Raw genomic sequence first — 21,687 nt, 5'->3', positions numbered from 1 at the left:
GCTACCGGAGATTCTCGGCCGACGCACGATGGTGTCTTTCTCGCCGGAGCAGATGCAGTTTCATGAGATGTTCGTTTCACGCGTGGGCATTGCACCATGACGGCGTGCTCCCGCGATCGTAGCGTCCTATTGTTCCGTTTCTGAGCGGGATGGCTACCCTTCTGCACGCTCTCTCGGAGGAGCGTCTTTCGGGCGGCCGATCGTGCGTCCTGGGCGGGGCTTTGCGTGTGGTGGACGAACGAACGGGTGTTGGGTCGATCAGTCTTTGTGTTCCGACTGTGTGACTTTGCGGGTTGGGTGGTTCTTGCGTTTTGCCGAGAGTTTGTGTGTCGCGGGCTTTTTGCGTTATTCGTTGGGTTTTTCGTATCGGCAGGTTGTTCGCATTGTTGCGGTTTTGACGATTCTCCGGGTTTTGACGGTTTTGCCTTAACAATCTGGATTGGATTCGTCGATATGACTGGTGAGCCGGTGATTCTCAGCCGACGGCCGCTCGTTTGATCGAGCGTTTCGGTTTGATGGGAGTCACCCTTTGCCCCCCGATTCCATCTTGATGGGTGACGAAAGTGTCGCAACGTCTCAACACACCATGTCGAATTTCTCTTGTGGGGATCGCCGTATTCGCGATCGCTTGCCTGAGCCAACCTGTACAGGCCCAATCGAATGCGAGAGGAGTAGAACAGTCTGCTCGCGCTTCGTGGCAGCCCGTCCGTGATCTATCCCAACGGCCGTCGAAGTCTCGGCCGGAGGCGACGGAGGTGGAGTTAGTCGACTATGAAGCGGCCACCGCGAGTCCTCGCCGCGTCCAACCCGTCAAGCAAACCAAACAACCTAAGAAGGTCGTTCGTCAGGTCTCGAGCACCTCGGTGCTCGAGCCGATCGTCACGCACGAGAGCGTGCCGATGGACGGCCAAGTGTATCTCGAACCGGTCCACGACTACGGGTGTGATTCCATTCCGATGGGATCATGCGGTTGTGGCGACGGTGGCTGTGATGGCATGTGCGGTGTGTCGATCGGCGGTTGCGACGGCATCGGTTGCTCGAGCGGTCAGTGCTGCAACGGCGACCCGATGTGCGGCGAATACCGCGACTGCGATAGTCTGCGTCCGTGCATCACACTGTGCTGGCCACAGGACGGTTGGTTCTCCGCCGAGTACCTGATGTGGTGGCAGGATGGAGTCGATCTGCCGCCTTTGGCATCGACGGGACGATTGTCCGACCGCGATCCGCTGGCAAACGGAACGGTACTCTACGGCAACGACGAGGTGCTCACTGACAACTTTGACGGGATGCGATTCGACTTCGGGTTCTGGTTCGACAATTGCCACACCTGGGGCATCGGTGCCGGAGCGTTCGGGTTGGACCGTCAAACGGATTCCTTCGCCGGTGGAGCACAAAACGGCACCTTGGTTCGACCAATCATCACGGTCTTGGACGATCCCGATTCCGATTTGGATGAACTGACCGAAGCGGTCGCTTTGGTTCACGATCCGACACGGGGCCACACCGGTACGTTGAACATCGCCGTCGACAGTGAACTGAGCGGGTGGGACATCTACCTGCGGCACTTCCGCATCGCCAACCAGGGCTGCACTCACACGGGACCGTGTTCGTGCCCAACCCGTTGGTGCTCACGTTCGGAACACCGCCTCGGTTTTCGTTCGGTGGAACTCGACGAAGGCATCGGAATCGCCAGCAGCATCCTGATCGATCAGGGAACAAACACGCCGCTGACTTTCGCACTCAACGAATCGTTCCGGACACGTAACCAATTCAACGGCATCGACTTCGGTTGGTACCACACCCGTTCGATCGACTACTGGAACTTTGACATCGGGCTTCGTTTGGCGGTCGGTAACACACGTCAAACGGTGGACATCGCTGGTTCGACCGTCGTCAACGGCACCGCCCCGGCGGTATCAGGTGGCTTGTTGGCTCTGAATTCCAACATCGGAACATACGAGCGAGATGAGTTCTCGGTCTTGCCTGAACTGAACATGAAGATCGGCTACCAACTCACTGACCAACTGCGTGCGACGTTCGGTTACACGTTCCTGTACATGTCCAACGTGGTTCGCCCTGGCGATCAAATCGAACGGATCATTGACCAGGCTCAAGTTCCCAACTCGAACGCGGACACACCAACGGGCGTCTTCCCACGCTTCGCTTTCGATAACACCGACTATTGGGCACAAGGGCTCAGCTTCGGACTCGATTACCGCTGGTAAAGCTTAACGGTCAGGATGAATCGTCCGTGTGAAAGCCTGACGGCTGTCGCGGACGAAACGAAACAGCCGATTGAACCGAATGTGCAGATTCTGCATCGAATCCGCCGAGACGGTTCAACGAAGACGTTCCGAGTGTGATCGTGAAACTTAGGCGTCCATGGCAGCGTCCAACGGAGAAGGTTCGCCCCGGTGAGCCCTTTTCAGACGACATTTTTTTCGCGACAGCGTTCTTGGGTATTTGCGATTGGCGTTCACGAGCGAGTTGAATCGCTGCTGACACCCCCCACAGACAAACCACTAGCCAACGAAGGTAGTGAAACGATGATTTGGCAACGCATGATCGACCGACTTACCGGTCAAAAGACTCGACGCAACGAACGTTCGGCCACACGTCGTGGTAAGAACGGCCGGCGTCTTAAGCTCGAATCGTTGCAAAAACGCGAATTGCTCGCCAGCGACTTGGGAGCAATCAGTGGGGTGGCATTCATTGACGCCGACGGTGACAACACGGTCGACGTGGGCGAAACGTTGCTGCAAAACGTTGATGTGAATCTGTACTTGGACGACGTCACGCAGAACGGTGTGTTCGATGCAGGTGAGACGTTGGTCGGCACGATGACCACGGGCGCCGACGGTGTCTATCGCTTCACAGGTCTCGACGGTGAGGATACCGTTGCCAACGACGATGCGACTGAGGATGCCGGGCTAACAAACCCCTTCGTCACGACCGATGGGTTCTACGTTTTGACGTTTGCTGCGGGAGCCGGTGGGGTTCAGGACTCTGGGGGAACGCCGATCGCCGGTGTGGTTCTGTCGGATGACGTGGGAGTTCAGGTCACCGATGACGATGGTGTGACCGCGGTAACAATCGATGATTTCTTGACCGCCCAACCTTCCCAACCGATCACCGAAACAGTGGTTGGGTCGACCACCACGAGCAGTTCCGGTGCACTGGGATCGGCTGGTGGTGTCGTCGGTGACGAACGTGATGTTGAAATCTTTATCGACAACGCGAGCAGCGGAACGAGCAGTTTTGAAGTCGTTACCGGTTCGAACCAACTCGTGTTCTCCAACGGCGGTGACGTCGAAGCGACCCTGTTGGTGCAGTACGACGGTGTCGACAGTGACGGCGCTGGTTTGGCGCTCGACGGAACCGGTCTTGGCGGGATTGACCTGACCGATGGTGACTCTGCAAGCGGGTTGCAGATTGCGGTTCGCAGCGACACGGTCGTCACGGGCGGTCTGGTCGTGCGTGTTTACACCGACGCGGCTAATTTCTCGATCGCCACGATCGATTTGCCAGACAATATCGGGTCGGGAGATCCACTTAATGTGTTTGTTCCTTTTTCCAGTTTTGTGACTGGTGGCGGAACCGGGGCTGATTTTGAAGACGTCGGTGCAATCGAAGGTTTCGTCGATGGGGTCAATAGCAACAGTGGCGCCGGTGCACCTGGGTTGGATTTCTTCCTGTCGATCTTGGACTCGCGTCGCAGCAACGAGAACGTTGCCAACTCGGTTGCTACCGTTCCGTTGACGCTCGGTGGTGAAGTCTTCATCGATAACGGTGGCGGCACCGACCAAGCCGAACAGGACAATGGTTTGCAGGATGCCGGTGAGGGACTATTCCAAGCCGCCGCCAGCGATCCGATCGAGATCGAACTGTATGACACCGATCCGAGCGACGGTCTGCAAACACCAATCGCGACCACGACGGTGAATCCACTCGGTGGCGCGGATATCGGTTCCTACTCGTTCACGACATTGACCAGCGGTGACGACCTGGGGCCGGGAACCTACTATGTGATGATTCCTGCCGACCAATTCACCACCGGCCAACCGCTCGAGGGACACATTGGCAGTTCGATCGATACACCCGCTGGTGATACCGATGACGATGCGGGCAACGATAACGACGGTGTCTGGGTCGATGGCGTCGGATTCATCAGCGGTTCGATCACCTTGACCATTGGCGGCGAACCGACCGGCGGCAACGAGAACACCACCGTTGACTTTGGGGTCTTGCCGACGACTGACCTGCGGATTGATAAAACCATTGATAATGGCTCGAGCAATTTGACGCTCGGCGGAACCGCGGTCTTCACCGTGACGATCATCAACCTCGGCGAAACCGATGCCACGGACGTTACCGTAAGCGACACCATTCCTGAAGGCCTGACGTTCGTCAGCGTGGTCGACAGTGGTTCGAGCACGGTCGCAACAACGACCACGACCAATGGAGACGGTCGCCCTGTCCATACCTTCGACGTTGGTAGCCTCGCCGCCGGAGCGAGCGTCACGTACACCGTGACCACATCGATCGACGCGAGCCTGACCGCGGATCCGGTCAACGAAATTGAAGTGTCTGGATTCCAAGTCGAAGTCGACAATGACCCGACCGACGCGGACCGTGCGACCGGCGATCCGGTTGACGGAGCACTCGAGAACAACATCGCCGTGGAAACCGCGGACGTTCCGTTGGCGGAACTGACCATCACCAAGACCGACGGGATCGACGCACCTGACACTGTTATCGCCGGTGACGAGCTCACCTACACCGTGACGGTGACCAACGTCAGCACGGACGCCGCGACCAACGTTGTTGCACTCGACACCTTGCCAACCGGTGTCTCGTATGTCGCCGGTTCGGGAACATTCACCACCGGCAGCGGTACGGTTGAGTTGGTCAGCGGCGGTGCCGATGACGGCAAACTGCGGATCACTTTCGGCGATATGGCTGGATCGGAAAGCGAGACGGTGACCTTCCGCGTGTTGGTCGATGCCGCGTTCCAGGATGCCGATTCGCCCCTGTCGAACTCCGTCACCGCCACGGCGGACAACGCTGCTGACGTCACCGCAACCGACGAGACTCCCGTTGAGCGTGAAGTGGACGTGACGGTTGCCAAGACCGTGATCTCCACCCGCACTCCGGACGATCGAACCGATGGTGATGACGCCGATGACATCATCGACAGCACCGCACCGTTTGACGTCTTCGCCGGCGGGTTTGTCACCTATGAAATTGTGGCAACCAACTCCGGAACGTCCGAGGCTCGTGGCGTGACCGTGACCGACACGCTCGATACCGGATTGTCACTTGTCGCCGGTAGCTTTGACCCGCTGACCAGCGGTGCAACGATCGCGTCGAGTTCCGGTCAAACGATCACATTCAACGTGCCTGACCTGGCACCCGGTGAGTCGCGAACATTCACTTTTGAGGCAGCCGTCGCGAGCGATCAGTTCAGTCCGCTCGACAACGATGTTGTGATCGCGACAACCGACACCGAGCCGACTGGACACGCAGCGAATACCGACACCGTTCAGGTCGATCCGGAAGCACGCGTGGATTTGATCCTCGACAAGAGCGTCAACGTCACGACCGTCGTCCCCGGCCAAGACCAAGTGATCTACACGTTCACGGTCAGCCACGACGTCGACAGTATCTCTGACGCAGTGAACGTTGACGTGACAGACACTCTGCCGGCGAACTTGACCGGAGTCAGTGTTGTCGCCGCGGGAGCCAGCAACACGAACTTCTTCAACACGACGACTCGCCAAATCTTGGTCGAGTACGCATCGATCCCTGTTGGAGAAACGCGAACCTTCACCGTCACCGCCGACGTGGATGCCTCCGCCACGGGAGACATCGTCAACACGGCATCGGTTGCCGTCCCAGGAGTGACCGAGCTCGATGTGACCAATAACGACGACTCGGTCACGATCACGACAACGCCTGAGTTCGATATCACGATTTCGAAATCGACTGACGGAACCGGCACGGTTGGGCCGCTCGATACGGTCACCTTCACCATGGTGGTTTCGCACGATACCGACGACGACGGTACCGAAGCAGACAACGGACTGAGTCCATCGTTGGCGACGGGAATCATCGTGACGGATTCGTTGCCGGACGGATTGACGTTCCAATCGGCAACCTCCGGTGGGTCGACCGTGACGCCAACGAGCACCACCAACGGTACGATCGTGATGCCTGAGTTTGATCTCGCACCGGGATCCACTCGGACGATCACGATCACCGCCACGGTGGATGACGATGCCTCGGGTGCCTTGACGAACAATGTCAGCTTGGTGACCGATACCGGTGAAACGCAAACGGACAACAATGCGGCAGCATCCAACGTGACCGTGGTTCCGGAGGCCGACGTCTACGTGACCAAGACCGTGAGTACCTCGACCGCTCAGGTTGGTTCTCAGTTGACCTACACGGTAACGGTCTTCAATGACGGACCATCGCCGGCCGAGGGTGTTACGGTTGTGGATACTCTGCCATCGGGCGTGACTTTCGTCAGCGGTACCGGTCCGGACGGTGATCTCACCGCGACTAACGGTGTCGTGACGGTGACACCACTGAATAACGCCGCGTTGGCGTCGGGGGATTCGTTCCAGTTCACGATCATCGCGACAGTCAATGCCGGGGTGACCGCCGATCAGGTGAACTCGGTGACGGTGTCGACCACGACGCAGGAAATCACCAACGATCGTACCAACACGGCTACCGCAACGACCGCGATTGACCAAGCGATCAACGAGCTTTCTGGAACTGTCTTCCGCGATTTCAACAACGACGGGTTGCTCAACGGCATGGACAACGGTCTCGAGGGGATTGAGTTGTTGCTGACCGGTGGCGATCTCGGCACCGACGGTCTTCGCACCACGACGGACGAAAACGGGTTCTACGAGTTCGACGGACTGATCGCGGGTGACTATCAGGTTCAACGCCTCGACATGCCTTCGTTCTTCAACGATGGGCTCGAACAGGACGGCACGGGAGCGACCCCTGCCGACTCGGGTGACACCATCGATGTGACCGTCGGAGGAACTTCGCCGGCCGACGTGCCGGAAAACAATTTTGCTCTGGAACCTTACCTGAGCTACAAGCTGTGCATCCTCTGATGCACTGAATTTTCGCGAACGTTTCCATCGTTTGTGATTCGCACGGGAGCCGGTGAAGCTAGCGAGTCACGAACGAAAAAGGTCGGGGGGCCTGGGACGTTCGAGAAGAATGCGAGGCAAGTGAATTCGATTCACAACGCCTCGGATCAAGCTCGGTCTTTCGGGGGGAAGACCGGGCTTTTTTTGTTTTTGTGCCGGACCTCGACAGAGAGCCGCGGGCACGCAAACATGGGCGACGTACCGAGGACGCTCGGGATTCGGTTCGCCCCTGCTTCGGTCGGTCGCCGATACGGTCTGACGAAGATACGATCTGCCCCGAGGTTAGCTGCGATTCCATCTCGTGAACCTCGTTGCTCATCCCCCGCCGCGCGATCGGCTTCGCTCCTCATGGCTCGAAAGGCCCTGGATTGAAAACTCAAAAAGAACACCACGCGACCGGTGAATCGTGGGCCATTGATGACGCTTGCGCCCAGTATGGAATTGAGCGTTGGGGAGACGGATACTTTTCGATCTCGCCGGCTGGAACGGTGGTCGTCACTCCCGAACCGGGCAATCCCCATTCGGTAGATCTCAAATCGCTAGTCGATCGATTAGTCGACCGCGGATTGGAACTCCCGATCCTGATTCGGTTCAATGGAATCCTGCGCGACCGTCTGCGGCGAATCGATGCCTGTTTTCGCAAAGCGATTGCCGATCACGGTTATGCCAATCGATACCGGTGTGTGTTCCCAATCAAGGTGAACCAACAACGCGAGGTTGTTCAACAAATCGTTGGGGAAGGATCGCGGCTCGGGTATGGAATCGAAGCCGGCAGTAAACCCGAACTCCTCGCCGCGGTCGCGATGGGCAACAACGATTTGCCGATCGTTTGCAATGGGTTCAAAGACGAAGAGTTCATTCGGCTCGCGTTGCACGCGCAGCGACTCGGCCGAACGGTTTTACCGGTTGTTGAAAAGGTAAGTGAGCTGGACTTGATCCTGCGGGTCGCCAAAGAAGTCGGGGTTCGCCCAACGTTTGGTATCCGTGTCAAACTCGCCACCCGTGGTAGCGGACGATGGCAAGCGAGCGGCGGGTATCGCAGCAAGTTTGGCCTGACCGTCGCCGAGGTGCTGACGCAGTTGGATCGGTTGATCGAAATCGACATGGGCGATTGCTTTCAACTGTTGCACTTCCATGTCGGCAGCCAGATCGGAAACATTCGTCAACTGAAGTCGGCCATCTTGGAAGCGGCGCGGATCTATGCCGATTTGAAAAAACGCGGTGCCGCGATGGGGTATCTCGATGTCGGTGGCGGGCTCGGTGTCGATTACGACGGTTCGCAGTCGGACAACGAGTCGAGTATGAACTACACGATCCAGGAGTACGCCAACGACGTGGTCTATCACGTGCAGAGCGTTTGCGATGAAGCCGAAGTGCCGCATCCGCAACTGATCTCCGAGAGCGGCCGCGCTCTCACGGCGCAGCACAGCGTGCTAGTAATGGAAACCCTCGGAGTAACATCGCAGGGGGCAGCGGATCTTCCCGAGTGGGCGCGCGTGCCTGCCGAAGAGCAACTCGCCGCATCGGCGGACGAAGACGGTTTCGGCGATGACAACGATCTCGGTGAAGATCGTCTCAGCGAGGAGGTGCTCAGTCGCCAACTCCGCGACCAAGCACCCGAGGGGCCGCCAGACGATTTCGAGCAACCGGTTCGCGATTTGTGGGAACAGTACAAGAACATGTCTCCGGCGAATATGCTCGAGACGTTCCACGACGCGCAGGTTGCGTTGGACCTGTGCATGAATTTGTTTAGCGGCGGTTATTTGCCGTTGGAACAGCGGGTTGCTGCCGAGACGCTGTACTTCGCGATCTGTCATCGGGCTCAAGAGTTTGCCAGCGACCTCGATGAAATCCCGGAGGATTTGTCGGGGCTTGATCGCATGTTGTCGGACATCTACTTTGCGAACTTCTCGCTGTTTCAATCGATGCCGGACTCCTGGGCGATCGATCAGTTGTTTCCGATCATGCCGATCCACCGACTCAACGAACGTCCAACCCGGCATGCGGTGCTCGGAGATATCACCTGCGACAGCGATGGCAAGATTGATTCGTTTGTCGGGGATGGACAACGGACCGGGACGTTGATGTTGCATCCGCTTCGCGCGGGCGAACCGTATCAACTCGCGGTTTTCATGGTCGGTGCCTATCAGGAGATTCTCGGTGATCTCCACAATTTGTTTGGTGATACGCACGCGGTCCATATCGAACTCGATGGTGATATCACCAAAATTCGATCGATCGTCAAAGGCGACACTGTTTCCGAAGTCCTTGGGTACGTTCAGTACGAGGACCGTGAACTCGTCGAGGCGATCCAAGACGCGGTCGAGGTTGCGGTCGACAACGGTCGCATCAATCATCAACAGGCAGGCCAAACCGTTGCCGCCTACGAGCGTGCCCTCGCCGGGTACACTTACCTGACTTCGCGTCGTGTTGCCTCGCCAAGCGACAGCAACGAATCCGACGATACATCTTCTTCCGCGACCGATTCTGTTTCGAGTGGTCGTTCCGAACCAACCCATTCTTCCAACACGAATCATGTCTGAAGAACACGTTCTGGTCGTCCCGGCCGATTTGATTGAGTCCATCGGCCACCTCGAAGGCTTTGAAGTCGACGTGGATCGGTTTCTCGTGCCGATCCTCGCGAGCGACCGTCTGTCCTACCGTCCGCGCGCCGCCATGGAGGCGGACCCTCGTTTCAAACAACTGATCCCGTACGTTGTCATGCAGTGGACGGATCCCGAGGACGGGTTGGTCCGCGTGTTTACCTACACGCGTGGCGGTGGTTCCGGGGAATCACGGCTGCATGCCAAACGAAGCATTGGAGTCGGAGGTCACATCAGCCAAGAAGACGCCGACGGCGACGAAGATCCGTACGTCACCGGGATGCGACGCGAACTCGACGAGGAAGTCACGATTCTCAGCGACTATACCGACGACCGCGAAGGGGTCCTGTACGATCCGAGCAACGAAGTCGGTCAGGTGCACCTTGGGGTCATCCATCGTTTTACGCTCGAGCAACCAAACGTCACGAGCAACGAACCGGAACTCGCCGAAGGGGAATTTCTGACGATCGCTCAGTTGCGAGCAGACTACGATCGATTGGAAACCTGGAGTCAACTGTGCCTGGACAGCCTTTTCCCGGCGTCGTAGCACCCATCCGAAAGCTCATCAGGCGATCGGCCTTAGCCGCGGTTTTCATCGGACAATCGGGCGCGTCGCCTGATAGCGAATCAGTTGAATTCATCCGATGAATCGGGGTGCGAGTGAGTGCAGCCCTTGCGGGGGGGGATGGCAAGTAAGTCGCGAACCGCGCCGAGTTCACGGATTTCTCCTATTGCAAAATGAGAGTTTCGGTTAGACTCCGCCCCAACAAAGAGCCGTCGAAGATTCACAGAACTTCGATCCGATCCTTCCGCAGGGTCATAACCGCCAGCGATCTTATGCTTTGTGCGGTAGCGAAGACATGCGGGATTTTCACGATTCACGGGCTCAATAACGCGACAAGTCTTTATCGGTTTCCGCCTCGCAATCACGTTCGCGAGTAAATGAACCGTCCAAGGGCATGATTTTCTGATCATTTGCCCGGGAAGAGAAAGCAGCGTCGCGATCTGTGTTGCGTCGCACTGGTTTTGTATGCCGGTGCGTTCGTTCGCCACGCCATCCTTCCCATTTCCACCACGCCCCAACCGACCGGTTTCGTGATTCGGTTTGCGGGGTGTTTTGCGCATCGAAAGCCAGCATGTCGAGTCAATTTCCAAACTCTGAGAACACCGTTTTGTCTGAACAGATTCCGTCTACCGAACCCAACCCATATTCCGACAGTGATTCGTCGATCGAGTCCTCGGTCCACGCCGAACCGGCCACCCATGACGCCCTGTTGGCGTGCTACACGCAGGATACCGTCGTCGAATGCCTTCCCGAAGCGACCGAAAACGAGGACGCAATCATCTGCTCGGCACCGGTCGTTGAGACCGGTGTGGATGCCGCCGTCGCAACGGTAGAAGAAGTCGTCGTGAGCGACGATGCGTTCGATCAAAACCTGTTGAATCAAAACGTTCCGAACGAACCGGTTCACAACGAAGAACAGGTTCCTAGCGAAGCGGTCGATATTGAACAAAGCGTTGCGTCTCAAGAGAACGTTGCAGTCGAAGAAAACGCTGCAGTTGAAGGAAAGGTTACTGTCGAAGAATCCGTTGCGACCGAAGAGAGCATCACAGTCGAAGAAGCCGTTGTGGCCGAAGAAAAGGTCGCGGTCGAAGCACCCGTAGTAGCCGAAGAAAAGGTTGTGGTCGAAGAAGCAGTTGTCGTCGAAGAAAAACAGGGCTTCGCCGCTTTTCCGCTTCGCAGCGAAGTTCTCGAGGCGGTTGAGAAATCGGGCTACGACACCCCGACGCCGATTCAAGCCGAAATTCTGCCGCACATGCTGCAAGGCCGTGATGTGCTCGCTCAGTCCCAAACGGGCAGCGGCAAGACGGCGGCGTTCGCTCTGCCGATCCTGACGACGATCGATACCAAAAAGTATCACCCACAAGTTTTGGTGCTCGCACCAACCCGCGAGTTGGCTATCCAGGTCGCCAGATCGTTCTCGACCTATGGTGCCAAGGTTCCCGGTTTTGCAGTCGCTGCCATTTATGGCGGCCAAGACTACGAACCCCAGTTGAAACAACTCCGCCGCGGCGTGCAGGTTGTGGTTGGAACGCCCGGACGCGTGATCGATCACGTCAACCGCGGCACGTTGGATCTCGGCAAACTCGATTGTCTGGTTCTCGACGAAGCCGATGAGATGCTCAACATGGGCTTCCTCGAAGACGTCGAATTCATCCTCGAGAAGTCGCCTTCCACTCGTCAGGTCGCGTTGTTCTCGGCAACCCTGCCCGGCCCGATCCGCAGCATTGCTGATGAGTATTTGACCGACCCGGCTCGGATCACGATCAAGAAGAAAACGGCGACCGCCGAGTCGATCCGCCAACGAGCCCTGTTTGTTCCACCGCGAGAGAAAATCGACACGCTCGTCCGACTTCTCGAAGTCGAAGAAACCGACGGCGTGATCGTCTTCACTAAAACGAAGGACGCAACCATCAGCGTCGCCGAGAGTCTCTCGCGAGAAGGACTGTCAGCCGTGGCACTTAACGGAGACATGCCACAGAAGGTTCGCGAGCGGACCATCAGTCAACTCAAGAACGGTAAACTCGACATTCTCGTCGCGACCGATGTCGCTGCCCGCGGGCTCGACGTGCCTCGCATCAGTCACGTGTTCAACTACGATTTGCCGCACGATTCGGAATCCTACATTCACCGTGTCGGACGAACCGGACGGGCGGGACGCGACGGCGAGGCGATCATTTTCCTCACCAAAAACCAACGAGGGAAACTGCGTCAGATCGAGCGAGCGACTAAGCAGCCGATTGAGGTCGTTGGTGTTCCGACCGCCGACGAGATCAACGAAATTCGGATCAAACGCTTTGGCGAGCAAATCACCGAAACGACTGCTGCGAAGGACCTCACTCTCTTCAAAGAGTTGATCGCGAAGTACTCCGAGGAATCTGGCAAGCCGTTGGAAATGATCGCTGCCGCCTTAGCGGACATGTCGATGCAAGGACGTCCGTTCTTGATGAAAGATCGTCCGACTCGACAGCGTTCCGAACATCACGATGGACGATTCGATCGTGGTGACCATTACGGCGGCGATGACCGCGGAGGCGCGCACGGTCGTGGTAACAAACCGCAACGGCAACTCGGTCCACCACGCGAGGGCATGGTTCGCTATCGCATCGAAGTCGGTTGGCAAGATGGAGTGAAACCGGGCAACATCGTCGGTGCGGTCGCCAACGAAGCGGGGATTGAAGGGCAGTACATTGGTCCAATCAATATCCGTGACGACTTCAGTACGATCGATTTGCCCGAAGGCATGCCGTCGGATATCTATCAAAAGCTCCGCAAAACCTGGGTATCGGGCAAGCGGTTGAATCTCGAGGTCGCCCGAGACGGTGACTTCGGCGATGGCCCTCGTGACGGTTACCAGCGTGGTGGTTATCAACGCGGTGGCAACCGTAACGGTTTCCGGCCCAAGAACGGGAAACGCGGTGGTCCCCAAGGGGGCAAACGCACCTTTACGGGCAAGCCGAAGAAGCAAAAGCGTAAATCAAAGCCGTAAGGCAGACGCTAAGAAGTCACTCGTGCGATGAAGTACCCGAGCACGAGTGCGGCCACGAAGAGAGCCGAGATGATTGTCCCGAGCAGCAGCGGGTCCATCGGCTCTCGTTGGTTGGATGACGCGCGACGCAGTTGAGTGTCGCTGTCGATGATCGGGGGATTGTCACGCCGTTTGCGTTTTGACGGTTCACGGAAGCCGGATTCGACCTCGAGGTCCAATTGGCTGCCGGTGGAGGAGTCCAGCGGCACGCCCATCGATTGGACCTTCACCAGGCGGCCACTGCTGCTGGCTTTCTTGTCCTGCTCTTTGATCAATTTGGAACGACTGCTCGCGAGAGTTTCGTCGTTCTTACCGGTCACGGTGTCGTGTTGGACTTCGCCTCCCGGTCCGCCGTCCGAGCTACCGCCTGAACTGCTGTCGGTAAAACTCAACGAAGACAGCGGGGCGGCTGTGTCGGGGGCGTCACCGAGTCCGATACGTACCGGTTCGCCCTTTGGCACGCGAGCGGCAAACTTCTCAAAGACTTCCGCGACCTCCTTCGCCGATTGATATCGGTAGCGAGGGTCTTTTTGGAGCATTTTGACGCACATGCCTTCGAGTTCACCGGGGCAATCCGGTCGCAACTCGCGAATGGATCGTGGCATCTCATTTTGATGCTTGATGATCCGCTGTGCGAGTGTCCCATCGGAAAACGGCGGGCGTCCGGTGAGCAGGTAATACAGCGTGCATCCGAGTCCGTAGATGTCCACGCGGTGGTCGACTTGATGGCTGTTGAGGGCCTGTTCGGGAGCGAGGTAGTCGGCCGTGCCAAGAACGTTTTCGTTGTTGGCCACCGTCAACGAATGGTCTTCCTCGGTCGCCACCAGCGCGAGTCCCATGTCGAGCAGGCGAACGAGTCCACTCTCGTCGATCAGCAGGTTCGCCGGTTTGACGTCACGGTGAATCACGCCCCGTTCGTGAGCGTGTTCGAGACCGCGGGCGGCCTGTGCGATTAGGTTTGCGGCGTTGGAAAAGTCGAGTGGGCCGTCTCGCCGGACGAGCATCTGCAGATCAATGCCGTCGACATACTCCATCACAATAAAGTGGGTGTCACCTTCATTGTCGATGTCGTGTGCCAACACGATGTTGGGGTGGTTGAGCGAAGCGATCGCTTGGGCTTCGCGTTTGAAACGTGCAAGGTACGACGCATCGTGAACACGTTTTTTAGGCAGGACCTTGATCGCGCGTTTGTCGTGCAGGCCAACGTGTTCTGCTAAGTAGACGCTGCTCATCCCACCGGTGCCGATGTGGCCGAGCAGTTTGTATCGACCCAAAAAGAAACCGCGGTACTTGCCCGCGAAAATCTTCTCGATGTGCCAATCGGTCAGCAGGCCGGCACGTTTGAACGCGGTCGCGAGTTTCCGGGGGTTCGACGGCAGTTTGCCATCGCACTTTTCGTAGACTTTCTTCAGGAAACGCTCGAGCGTTTTCTCTTCGATCAGATTGCTTTTCGCAACCATCGAGACGAGACGTTCTGAAGTAATGGATGACATGGAGAGGCCGACCGTTGATCCCGCCCGAAAAAGGTTGCGTCAGCCGACGGAGGCCTGTGCCTCTGTCGAAGGAGGCAGTCTAGCTAACACCGAAATAGGCTGGAGCCACGTTTTACTCGTTTTAAAAGCACTTTTCTAGTCGAACGAAGCTCTTACGACCTGGAAATCCGCCCCAATGGCGGGGTTAAGGTGCGAGGCTTTGTTCATTAAGACTACCAGAACCACCCACCACGCGACGCAATGGTCGTTCCATTCTCCGTCGATGGTAATGATGGTTCCATCGAGTTTACTTGAAAAACGCGCGAACAGCCCCCGACAATAATACAAATATGTCGCAAAATCGAAACTTGCGTGTGATCGGAGTAATGGCGAAATTTTGGCAGCCCGGGGAGGTGAAGACCCGGCTGGCGAATTCCCTGAACTCGGCCAGGACAGCGACGCTGCGTGATATCACCTCCGATTCGGGAAAACCCGTTTTAGGTGGATTCACTGACCCGATGGCAGTGTCGGCTGAAATCCACCGACGTTTCGTCTGTCATCTCCTCACGCGGCTCGCCGGTGTCGGGGAAATACGTCAACTCGTTGGCTCACCGGTCGACCGCCTCGCGGACTTTCAGGCGGCTCTCGTCGAGCAATCGATCCAGGGGTGGCAGGTGACCGATCAGGGGACCGGAGACCTGGGGCGGCGAATGAAACGGTGGTTCGAACACCTACTTTTTCGTCCCGTCGATGATTCTGACTCGGAGGATTCCGGTGTGTCGCAGAATCACACTTTGCCGGTGGCGGATCGGCAGGATCGAGCCATGTCTTGCGTCCTGATCGGGGCGGACTGCCCTCTGCTTTCCCAGGATGAAATGGATCAGGCGTGGAAGAGTTTGGAGACCCATGACCTCGTCCTCGGTCCCGCCGATGATGGCGGCTACTATCTGATTGGTCTGCGTGGCAGCGCCGATCTGGAAAAAAGCCGCACCTCTGGCGTGACGCAGGAGAGTTTGGCGGGATTGTTTGAGGGTATCGCGTGGAGCACTCCGGACGTGTTCGAGCAGACGCTCGCTGCGGCAGAGCGGTCGTCGTTGTCGGTCGGGATTCTTCCGACGCGCCACGACGTGGATACTGCCGAGGATCTCGTTCGGCTGGCCGGAACGATCGCCCGCGAGTTTCCGGAGGAGAGTGTGTTGCTCGACGGTTTGTTTGACTGAAACATGTCGTCGCGGGCGGGCTTTGGGAGGTATCCAAGTGAGGTCGATGCGATTCAAATAGCAGAATATTCGTCCCCACCACTGAATGATCATGAACGCCGATCTCAGCCAGCCCGACCCCGACCCTCCACCTCCCGAATCTGAGGCCCATGAAGCGGAGGCCCATGAATCTGAGGCCCAAAAATCGGAAGCCCACGAAATCGCCGTTGTCGGCGGTGGAATCATCGGCATGTCGATCGCGTGGGAACTGGCCAAACGTGGGCAATCGGTCGTGCTTCTCGAACGCCGCAGTGCCGGCAGCGAAGACTCTTCGGCGGTGGCTGACAATACCCAAACCAATCGACCCACATCCTGGACAGCGAGCGGGATCCTACCTCCGGCCAACTTTGAAAAGGCGACCGACCCGCTCGACCAACTGCGCGGCTACAGCCATCAACTTTGGCCGCAGTGGGCCGAGCAGTTGAGCGATGTCACGGGAATCGATGTCGGGCTGATGCGTTGTGGTGGATACTACCTCGCCGAAACCGTCGGCGAGGCGGCCGCGATGGGTGGCATGACAGCGTATTGGAAAGAACTCGATATCGAGTGCGAAGCGTTGACTCGTGTTGAAGTCGCCGAACGTTTGCCGCGGCTTTCAAACTGGATCGATAACAATCCGTGGATGAAACAACGTCCTGACCTCGCCGCGTGGTGGGTTCCCGACGAGCATCAGATTCGACCTTCGCGAGTGCTGAAGGCTCTCTACGCGGCGTGTATCGATGCGGGGGTGCGGTTTGTTTACGACACACTCGTCACGGCGGTCGATGAAAGCGATCATCAAGTCAAAATCAGTACCGACTCGCACTGGCATCGAGAGAGTTTCTCGGCCGATCGAGTCGTGTTGTGTGGCGGCGCCGCAACCGGCTACATCACGCCGTCGGCCAAGCTACAGAACGCTTTGATCCCGGTGCGTGGGCAGATCTTGCTGCTGCACAGCGACCATTTCAACGCCCCGGCTGTCTTGAATATCGGAAATCGATATTTGGTGTTCCGCGGCGATGGGCATGTGCTTGTTGGGTCGTGTGAAGAAGAAGCCGGTTTCGCGCAGCACACTACGGCCGAAGTGATCGATCATCTGCGGCAATTCGCGGGGCACGTTTGTTCGGACCTTGCCGACGCTCCCGAGATCCAGCGTTGGGCTGGTCTTCGTCCGATGACGTTTGACGGATTCCCATTGATCGGCCGCCAACCCAACAGCCAGCGAGTGTATGTCGCGTCGGGACATTACCGCAGCGGTATTCATCTCGCTCCCGCAACCGCAACGGCGATGGCCGACGTCATCGAACGCAAATCAACATTCATGGACATGTCGCCGTTCTCGGTCGGCAAGCAACAAGAGCAACTTCCCACGAACTTATGAACACCCACCAAGACGATTTTCTTCCAGCGACTCTCGATCCACCTGGGACCATCGCCGTTCTCGGAACGACACCGATCGGTATCGAGGCCGCGCTTTATGGTCGGTACCTGGGGTACAACGTCACGCTTCTCGCAGCTGCGGATTTATGGAAGCAGCCAGTCGTGCGAGAGGGGATGCCGCCTCGTATCGGACCAACGTTCCATGACGACTGGTTTGCGCAGCATTGGTTAGGGGAAGAGTCGATCGACGAGCGTTGGGGGGATGCTCTGCCAATGTTGCCGGATCGCAGTTTGTCTCCGTTGGCGATTTCCGCGATCTCCGCCCAGCGAGAAGACGAGCCGGCCGCGTTGCCGGTCACGATGCAGCAGTGGATCGAAGATGGACTGCAGCAGGTGATCGCGACGGATTTGCTGCGAGGTCGCGTGCATTCGAACACCTTTGTCGATGCGATTACGTTGGCGCCGGTGGTCGATGAAGAGGGCGATGCCGAGGCGTATGAAAGTGAAGACGATGCCGAGGAGGACATCCCGCCGGACTTTCTCTTGTCGCTGAGCGGTGAGCCTATCGAATCGGCCGAGAACGGACAGTTGCGTTGTGAGTGCGTGATTGTGGCTGACCTGCCGTCCGATTTTTGCAGTCGTGATTTCGATCTGCCTGCGGACTACTTCTTTCACCTCCGCACGCCTGACCAAGTTGACGCCGCCGACGCGCTGCGTTCGGGATGGCAGCAGATCGCAGAGGTTTTCGCGGGACTCGCCGGACGTCCCGATCTCGATCTGTACCGCCCGCAACGCGTCTGAATCGGGCAGCAGAGACGCGGTCACGGATCCGATTCCGCTGCATCGGGCTGAAAATGCCCGATAGTACAATCGTGTTTGCGCGCTCAGGCATCTCTGATTGAGTTGCGTTTGCGTGAATCGATACGCGTCGTCGAAACGAGAAAATACAGTAATGTGTTGACGAACAAGCCGTGTGTGCTATCGTGGTAGCACACTGGTTCGGGCGTTCTCGAGATTTGGTTTTCGAATCCAACGACGCGGTTTTGTTTTCGGTTTGCGAACGCGAGGTCTGCGTGTCTTCCGAGTTACCGCTCGTGCCGACGGTCCCGCTTCATGTCATGGAGCCAAACCCGATCGTGGCTACTCATGTTCTTTTCAATTGACCCTCAAAGCGCGGTTCCGATCTACGAACAGATCGTTCGTCAGGTCAAATTTGCGATCGCGGACGGAACGCTCGTTGGTGGGCAAATGCTGCCAAGCGTCCGCCAGTTGTCGCGCGACATCGCGTTGAACCCCAACACGATCGCCCGCGCTTACCGGGAGTTGCAGGCCCAACAGATACTCAAGCCACTCCGAGGGCGTGGGTTGGTCGTCCGGCGTGATGCCGTCGATCTCTGCTTGGAAGCTCGCAACGAGATAGTCGCTGCCAACGTGCGAGCGACTTTGTCCGACGCGTTTTCCGGTGGAATGTCAGCCGGGCAACTGCGTGAAATATTCGAACAGACACTGCATGAATTGCAGTTGGCGGAGGAAGCATCCGCATCGTCCTCATTATCTTCCGGCGGAGAACACGGCAATGACCGAGATCAACAGTGAACAAGCGAAGTATCAATGCGATGCGCCTGAGAACGCCGGTGACTCCCAACCGGTTGTCGATGTTCAGGCGGTGACCAAGCGTTTTCGCAACACATTGGCGCTCGATCAAATCGACATGTCGGTCCCTCGCGGAAAAGTATTTGCATTGCTCGGCGAGAACGGAGCAGGCAAAACAACTCTGCTTCGAATCCTAACCGGGTACCTCCGTCCTGATCGAGGTTCAGCGAAAGTTCTCAACCACGACTGCGCGTCCCAATCGGAGGAAATCCGTCGGCAGATCGGTTATGTATCGGACTCGCCCGCCATGTACGAATGGATGTCGGCGTCGGAGATCGGTTGGTTCGCCAGCGCGTTTTATGATGGTGCGTTTCCGAGACGCTATGAGGAATTGATTGCCGAATTTCAGATACCAATAGGGACGAAACTGTCCGCGCTCAGCAAAGGTCAACGTGCCAAGGTTGCGCTCGCTCTCGCGGTCGCGCATGATCCGGAGTTGTTGATCTTGGATGAACCGACTAGCGGGTTGGATCCGATCGTTCGCAGGCAATTTCTCGAGTCGATGGTTGATCGCGCCGCCGCAGGGCGTACCGTGTTGTTGAGTAGCCATCAGATCAACGAGGTCGAAAGAGTTGCCGATGTGGTCGCCATTCTGCACGCGGGTAAGTTGCGATTGGTTCAACCGTTGGAGGTGCTGAAGCATCAAACTCGTATTGTCACCGCAACGATGGATGACGCGGAGGTTTACTGTGAACCTCCCGGTGGCCAAGTATTGAGCGAGGAAATCAACGGGAGGCAACGCCGGTGGGTCGTCAGTCGGTTGTCCGATGATTGGCGAAGCAAGTTTGGAAGCGAAGGGGGCGTGCGAACGGTCGACGAAGTGATGCCGACGCTCGAAGAGATCTTTGTCGCCGTTTGTGCAAACACGCCGTCCGAGACCGCGCCTCACGGGGCGTTTCAACCGGAACTATCTCGGGGAGTCTTGCGATGAACGCGGTTGCTACGGTCGCCCCGGCAAGGTTGCAGATGATGTGGCATTTGCTTTGGAAGGATTTGCGTCTACTGCGATCGCTGGCGCTGGCAGCGGTGGTCGGTCCCGTGTTGGTGGCGGTCTTGTTGTGTATCAACCATTGGATGTGGAGCGCCGATTCGCCTGAAGTCGACGGCGCATTTGGAATGCTGTGCTTCCTGCCAGGTCTTGTGGTGATCGGCGCCGCACCGACATTGGTCGGGACCGAGAACGAAGACAGGACAATGGATTGGATGCGGCGTTTGCCTGTTTCGTGGGTCGACATTGTCGTTTCTAAGATAGTCGCCGCACTGCTGCTGTTGATGCTGGCTGTGCTTTGGGTGGTGTTGGTCTTTGCCTGTTGTTCTCTTTTTTTAGATCTGGAATTGTCTGGCCGCGGCAGCGGAGAAACCACGGTGGGGCAGTTTATTTTGGGAGGAGCGTTCTTCGTTTATGTCTATCTAGTTGTGCTCACCTGTGGCTTCTTCACTGCGTTTTTGATTCGCAACTCACTCGCGTCCGCGGTTGCAATCATTCCGGCGGTCGTGTTTTGGCTGGTCTTGTTGGGGCTGTATTCTCAACGCTTTCTGCTTGAGTTTCGAGCGGGCAGTGGGGTAGACCTGCAGCTAATAATATGGGGACACGCATTTTATTATCTATTGCCCCTCGTTGTTCACGCGTGTCTCATCGGTAGCGTGTTCTATCTTGCCAAGCGACGATTGACTGGTCCGAGTGATGAGAGTTGGAGACTCCCGTTTCAGTCCACGGATGTTCGCCGGGTGGAAGTGCAATTGAGTTACACCGGTACGCCTTCGGTTGGGCGTGCTTTGCTGTGGCAGCACTTCCAGCAAACGCGATGGTTACTGATGTCTGTCGCGCTCGTCGTTGGAGCATCCTTGTTGTTTGCGAGTGGCATGAATCGCTTCGGCGACATGCATGGGGTTGTTTCAATTCTGCTCTTGGGGTGGTTGCAGTTGATTCTTGGGGTGAGTGTGTTCCACGGCGACATGCGACAGCCTCGACGGTACTTCTTTGCCGATCGTGGAGTTGCGCCCTGGTTGGTTTGGTCGACACGGATGCTCGGGCCTGTGGCGGTGTCGGCTCTGATTTCCGTGACATGGGTGTTTGGATCGCTGATCCTTGGCTTTCAATGGGGATACCTCGACGACTGGGGAGCTCCCTTGTTGGTCGGATATGCCCTGTGTTTCCTCATTGGTGCATCGACCGGGCAATGGGTTCGTCGCGGCACAATGGCCTACTACGCCGCCCCTGCGGTCGCGTACTTCGCGGGTGTTCTCGCTGCCGTCGCCGCGGTGCCTATGCCCGAACTCTTCGAGACCGTTGGCATGCTTTGTTTTGCTCTGGCGGTTGCCATCGCATCGCTCGTTGCGTCGACGTGGCATTTATGTCAGCTGACAATGCGTGGTCGGGAGCGGTGGGCGTTGTGGGGGCCAGCATGGGGATGGATCTCGGTGCCGATCGTCCTGATAGCGTTGGTTTCGATATCGCTCCGACTGCTTTTGTAATGTCGCGATTTAAGGTGCGATGTTGTGGTGCCTGAATTCGAATTGCAGGGTTCGCATCGACGTTGATTGTTTTACAGGCCGTCAGAGATCGTTTGGCATGA

Annotated in this window: 12 protein-coding genes; 11 read left to right on the top strand and 1 reads right to left on the bottom strand. The window is 57.3% G+C overall.

Features of this window, described 5'->3' with window-relative positions:
* The first annotated feature begins 755 nt into the window (after positions 1-755).
* The 5 genes from RSSM_RS02415 to RSSM_RS02390 all read left to right on the top strand — a co-directional run bounded on the left by RSSM_RS02415 (position 756) and on the right by RSSM_RS02390 (position 13,329).
* Complete coding sequence (locus tag RSSM_RS02415) at positions 756-2,225, top strand: BBP7 family outer membrane beta-barrel protein (protein ID WP_008674112.1); 1,470 nt, start codon at positions 756-758, stop codon at positions 2,223-2,225.
* A gap of 321 nt (positions 2,226-2,546) precedes the next feature.
* Positions 2,547-7,136, top strand: coding sequence for a beta strand repeat-containing protein (locus RSSM_RS02410; protein ID WP_008674109.1), 4,590 nt, complete (start codon positions 2,547-2,549; stop codon positions 7,134-7,136).
* 407 nt (positions 7,137-7,543) lie between these two features.
* Positions 7,544-9,718 carry a biosynthetic arginine decarboxylase gene (gene speA, locus RSSM_RS02405; protein WP_008674108.1) on the top strand — a complete coding sequence of 725 codons (2,175 nt, stop codon included), beginning with the start codon at positions 7,544-7,546 and terminating at the stop codon, positions 9,716-9,718.
* Entirely contained in the window at positions 9,711-10,325 is a 615-nt protein-coding gene (locus tag RSSM_RS02400; protein ID WP_008674106.1) for a DNA mismatch repair protein MutT, read from the top strand. Before speA ends, RSSM_RS02400 begins: the two co-directional genes overlap by 8 nt.
* Positions 10,326-10,914: 589 nt before the next feature.
* A complete protein-coding gene (locus RSSM_RS02390) occupies positions 10,915-13,329 on the top strand; it encodes a DEAD/DEAH box helicase (protein WP_008674102.1) in 2,415 nt (804 codons plus the stop codon).
* An 8-nt stretch (positions 13,330-13,337) separates the two neighbouring features.
* On the opposite strand, the gene RSSM_RS02385 is transcribed toward RSSM_RS02390, so the two are convergent.
* Positions 13,338-14,861 (bottom strand): serine/threonine protein kinase, encoded by a 1,524-nt coding sequence (locus tag RSSM_RS02385; protein ID WP_008674099.1) that lies wholly within the window; start codon positions 14,859-14,861, stop codon positions 13,338-13,340.
* Positions 14,862-15,226: 365 nt separating this feature from the next.
* On the opposite strand from RSSM_RS02385, the gene RSSM_RS31420 reads away from it, so the two are divergent.
* The 6 genes from RSSM_RS31420 to RSSM_RS02350 all read left to right on the top strand — a co-directional run bounded on the left by RSSM_RS31420 (position 15,227) and on the right by RSSM_RS02350 (position 21,586).
* The gene (locus RSSM_RS31420; protein ID WP_160168085.1) at positions 15,227-16,060 is read left to right on the top strand and encodes a TIGR04282 family arsenosugar biosynthesis glycosyltransferase; all 834 of its coding nucleotides are present in this window, start codon (positions 15,227-15,229) and stop codon (positions 16,058-16,060) included.
* Between the two features lie 91 nt (positions 16,061-16,151).
* Positions 16,152-17,459: an NAD(P)/FAD-dependent oxidoreductase gene (locus tag RSSM_RS02370; RefSeq protein WP_144059514.1), complete on the top strand. Its 1,308-nt coding sequence runs from the start codon at positions 16,152-16,154 to the stop codon at positions 17,457-17,459.
* Complete coding sequence (locus RSSM_RS02365; RefSeq protein ID WP_008674094.1) at positions 17,456-18,259, top strand: hypothetical protein; 804 nt, start codon at positions 17,456-17,458, stop codon at positions 18,257-18,259. The genes RSSM_RS02370 and RSSM_RS02365 overlap by 4 nt, the downstream gene beginning before the upstream one ends.
* 345 nt (positions 18,260-18,604) lie before the next feature.
* Positions 18,605-19,054 (top strand): GntR family transcriptional regulator, encoded by a 450-nt coding sequence (locus tag RSSM_RS02360; protein ID WP_008674091.1) that lies wholly within the window; start codon positions 18,605-18,607, stop codon positions 19,052-19,054.
* Positions 19,035-20,042 carry an ABC transporter ATP-binding protein gene (locus tag RSSM_RS02355; protein ID WP_008674090.1) on the top strand — a complete coding sequence of 336 codons (1,008 nt, stop codon included), beginning with the start codon at positions 19,035-19,037 and terminating at the stop codon, positions 20,040-20,042. Before RSSM_RS02360 ends, RSSM_RS02355 begins: the two co-directional genes overlap by 20 nt.
* A complete protein-coding gene (locus tag RSSM_RS02350; protein ID WP_008674088.1) occupies positions 20,039-21,586 on the top strand; it encodes an ABC transporter permease in 1,548 nt (515 codons plus the stop codon). Before RSSM_RS02355 ends, RSSM_RS02350 begins: the two co-directional genes overlap by 4 nt.
* Positions 21,587-21,687: the final 101 nt, after the last annotated feature.

Source organism: Aporhodopirellula sallentina SM41 (assembly GCF_000346505.1).
Classification (GTDB): domain Bacteria; phylum Planctomycetota; class Planctomycetia; order Pirellulales; family Pirellulaceae; genus Rhodopirellula; species Rhodopirellula sallentina.
Note: the sequence above shows the minus strand (reverse complement) of the source record. Positions and strands in the feature narration are given on the sequence as shown.

Coding starts and splice junctions, on each gene's coding strand:
- RSSM_RS02410 (WP_008674109.1), top strand. CDS start 2,547: ATGATTTGGCAACGCATGATCGACCGACTTACCGGTCAAAAGACTCGA.
- RSSM_RS02400 (WP_008674106.1), top strand. CDS start 9,711: ATGTCTGAAGAACACGTTCTGGTCGTCCCGGCCGATTTGATTGAGTCC.
- RSSM_RS02390 (WP_008674102.1), top strand. CDS start 10,915: ATGTCGAGTCAATTTCCAAACTCTGAGAACACCGTTTTGTCTGAACAG.
- RSSM_RS02385 (WP_008674099.1), bottom strand. CDS start 14,861: ATGTCATCCATTACTTCAGAACGTCTCGTCTCGATGGTTGCGAAAAGC.
- RSSM_RS31420 (WP_160168085.1), top strand. CDS start 15,227: ATGGCGAAATTTTGGCAGCCCGGGGAGGTGAAGACCCGGCTGGCGAAT.
- RSSM_RS02370 (WP_144059514.1), top strand. CDS start 16,152: ATGAACGCCGATCTCAGCCAGCCCGACCCCGACCCTCCACCTCCCGAA.
- RSSM_RS02365 (WP_008674094.1), top strand. CDS start 17,456: ATGAACACCCACCAAGACGATTTTCTTCCAGCGACTCTCGATCCACCT.
- RSSM_RS02360 (WP_008674091.1), top strand. CDS start 18,605: ATGTTCTTTTCAATTGACCCTCAAAGCGCGGTTCCGATCTACGAACAG.
- RSSM_RS02355 (WP_008674090.1), top strand. CDS start 19,035: ATGACCGAGATCAACAGTGAACAAGCGAAGTATCAATGCGATGCGCCT.
- RSSM_RS02350 (WP_008674088.1), top strand. CDS start 20,039: ATGAACGCGGTTGCTACGGTCGCCCCGGCAAGGTTGCAGATGATGTGG.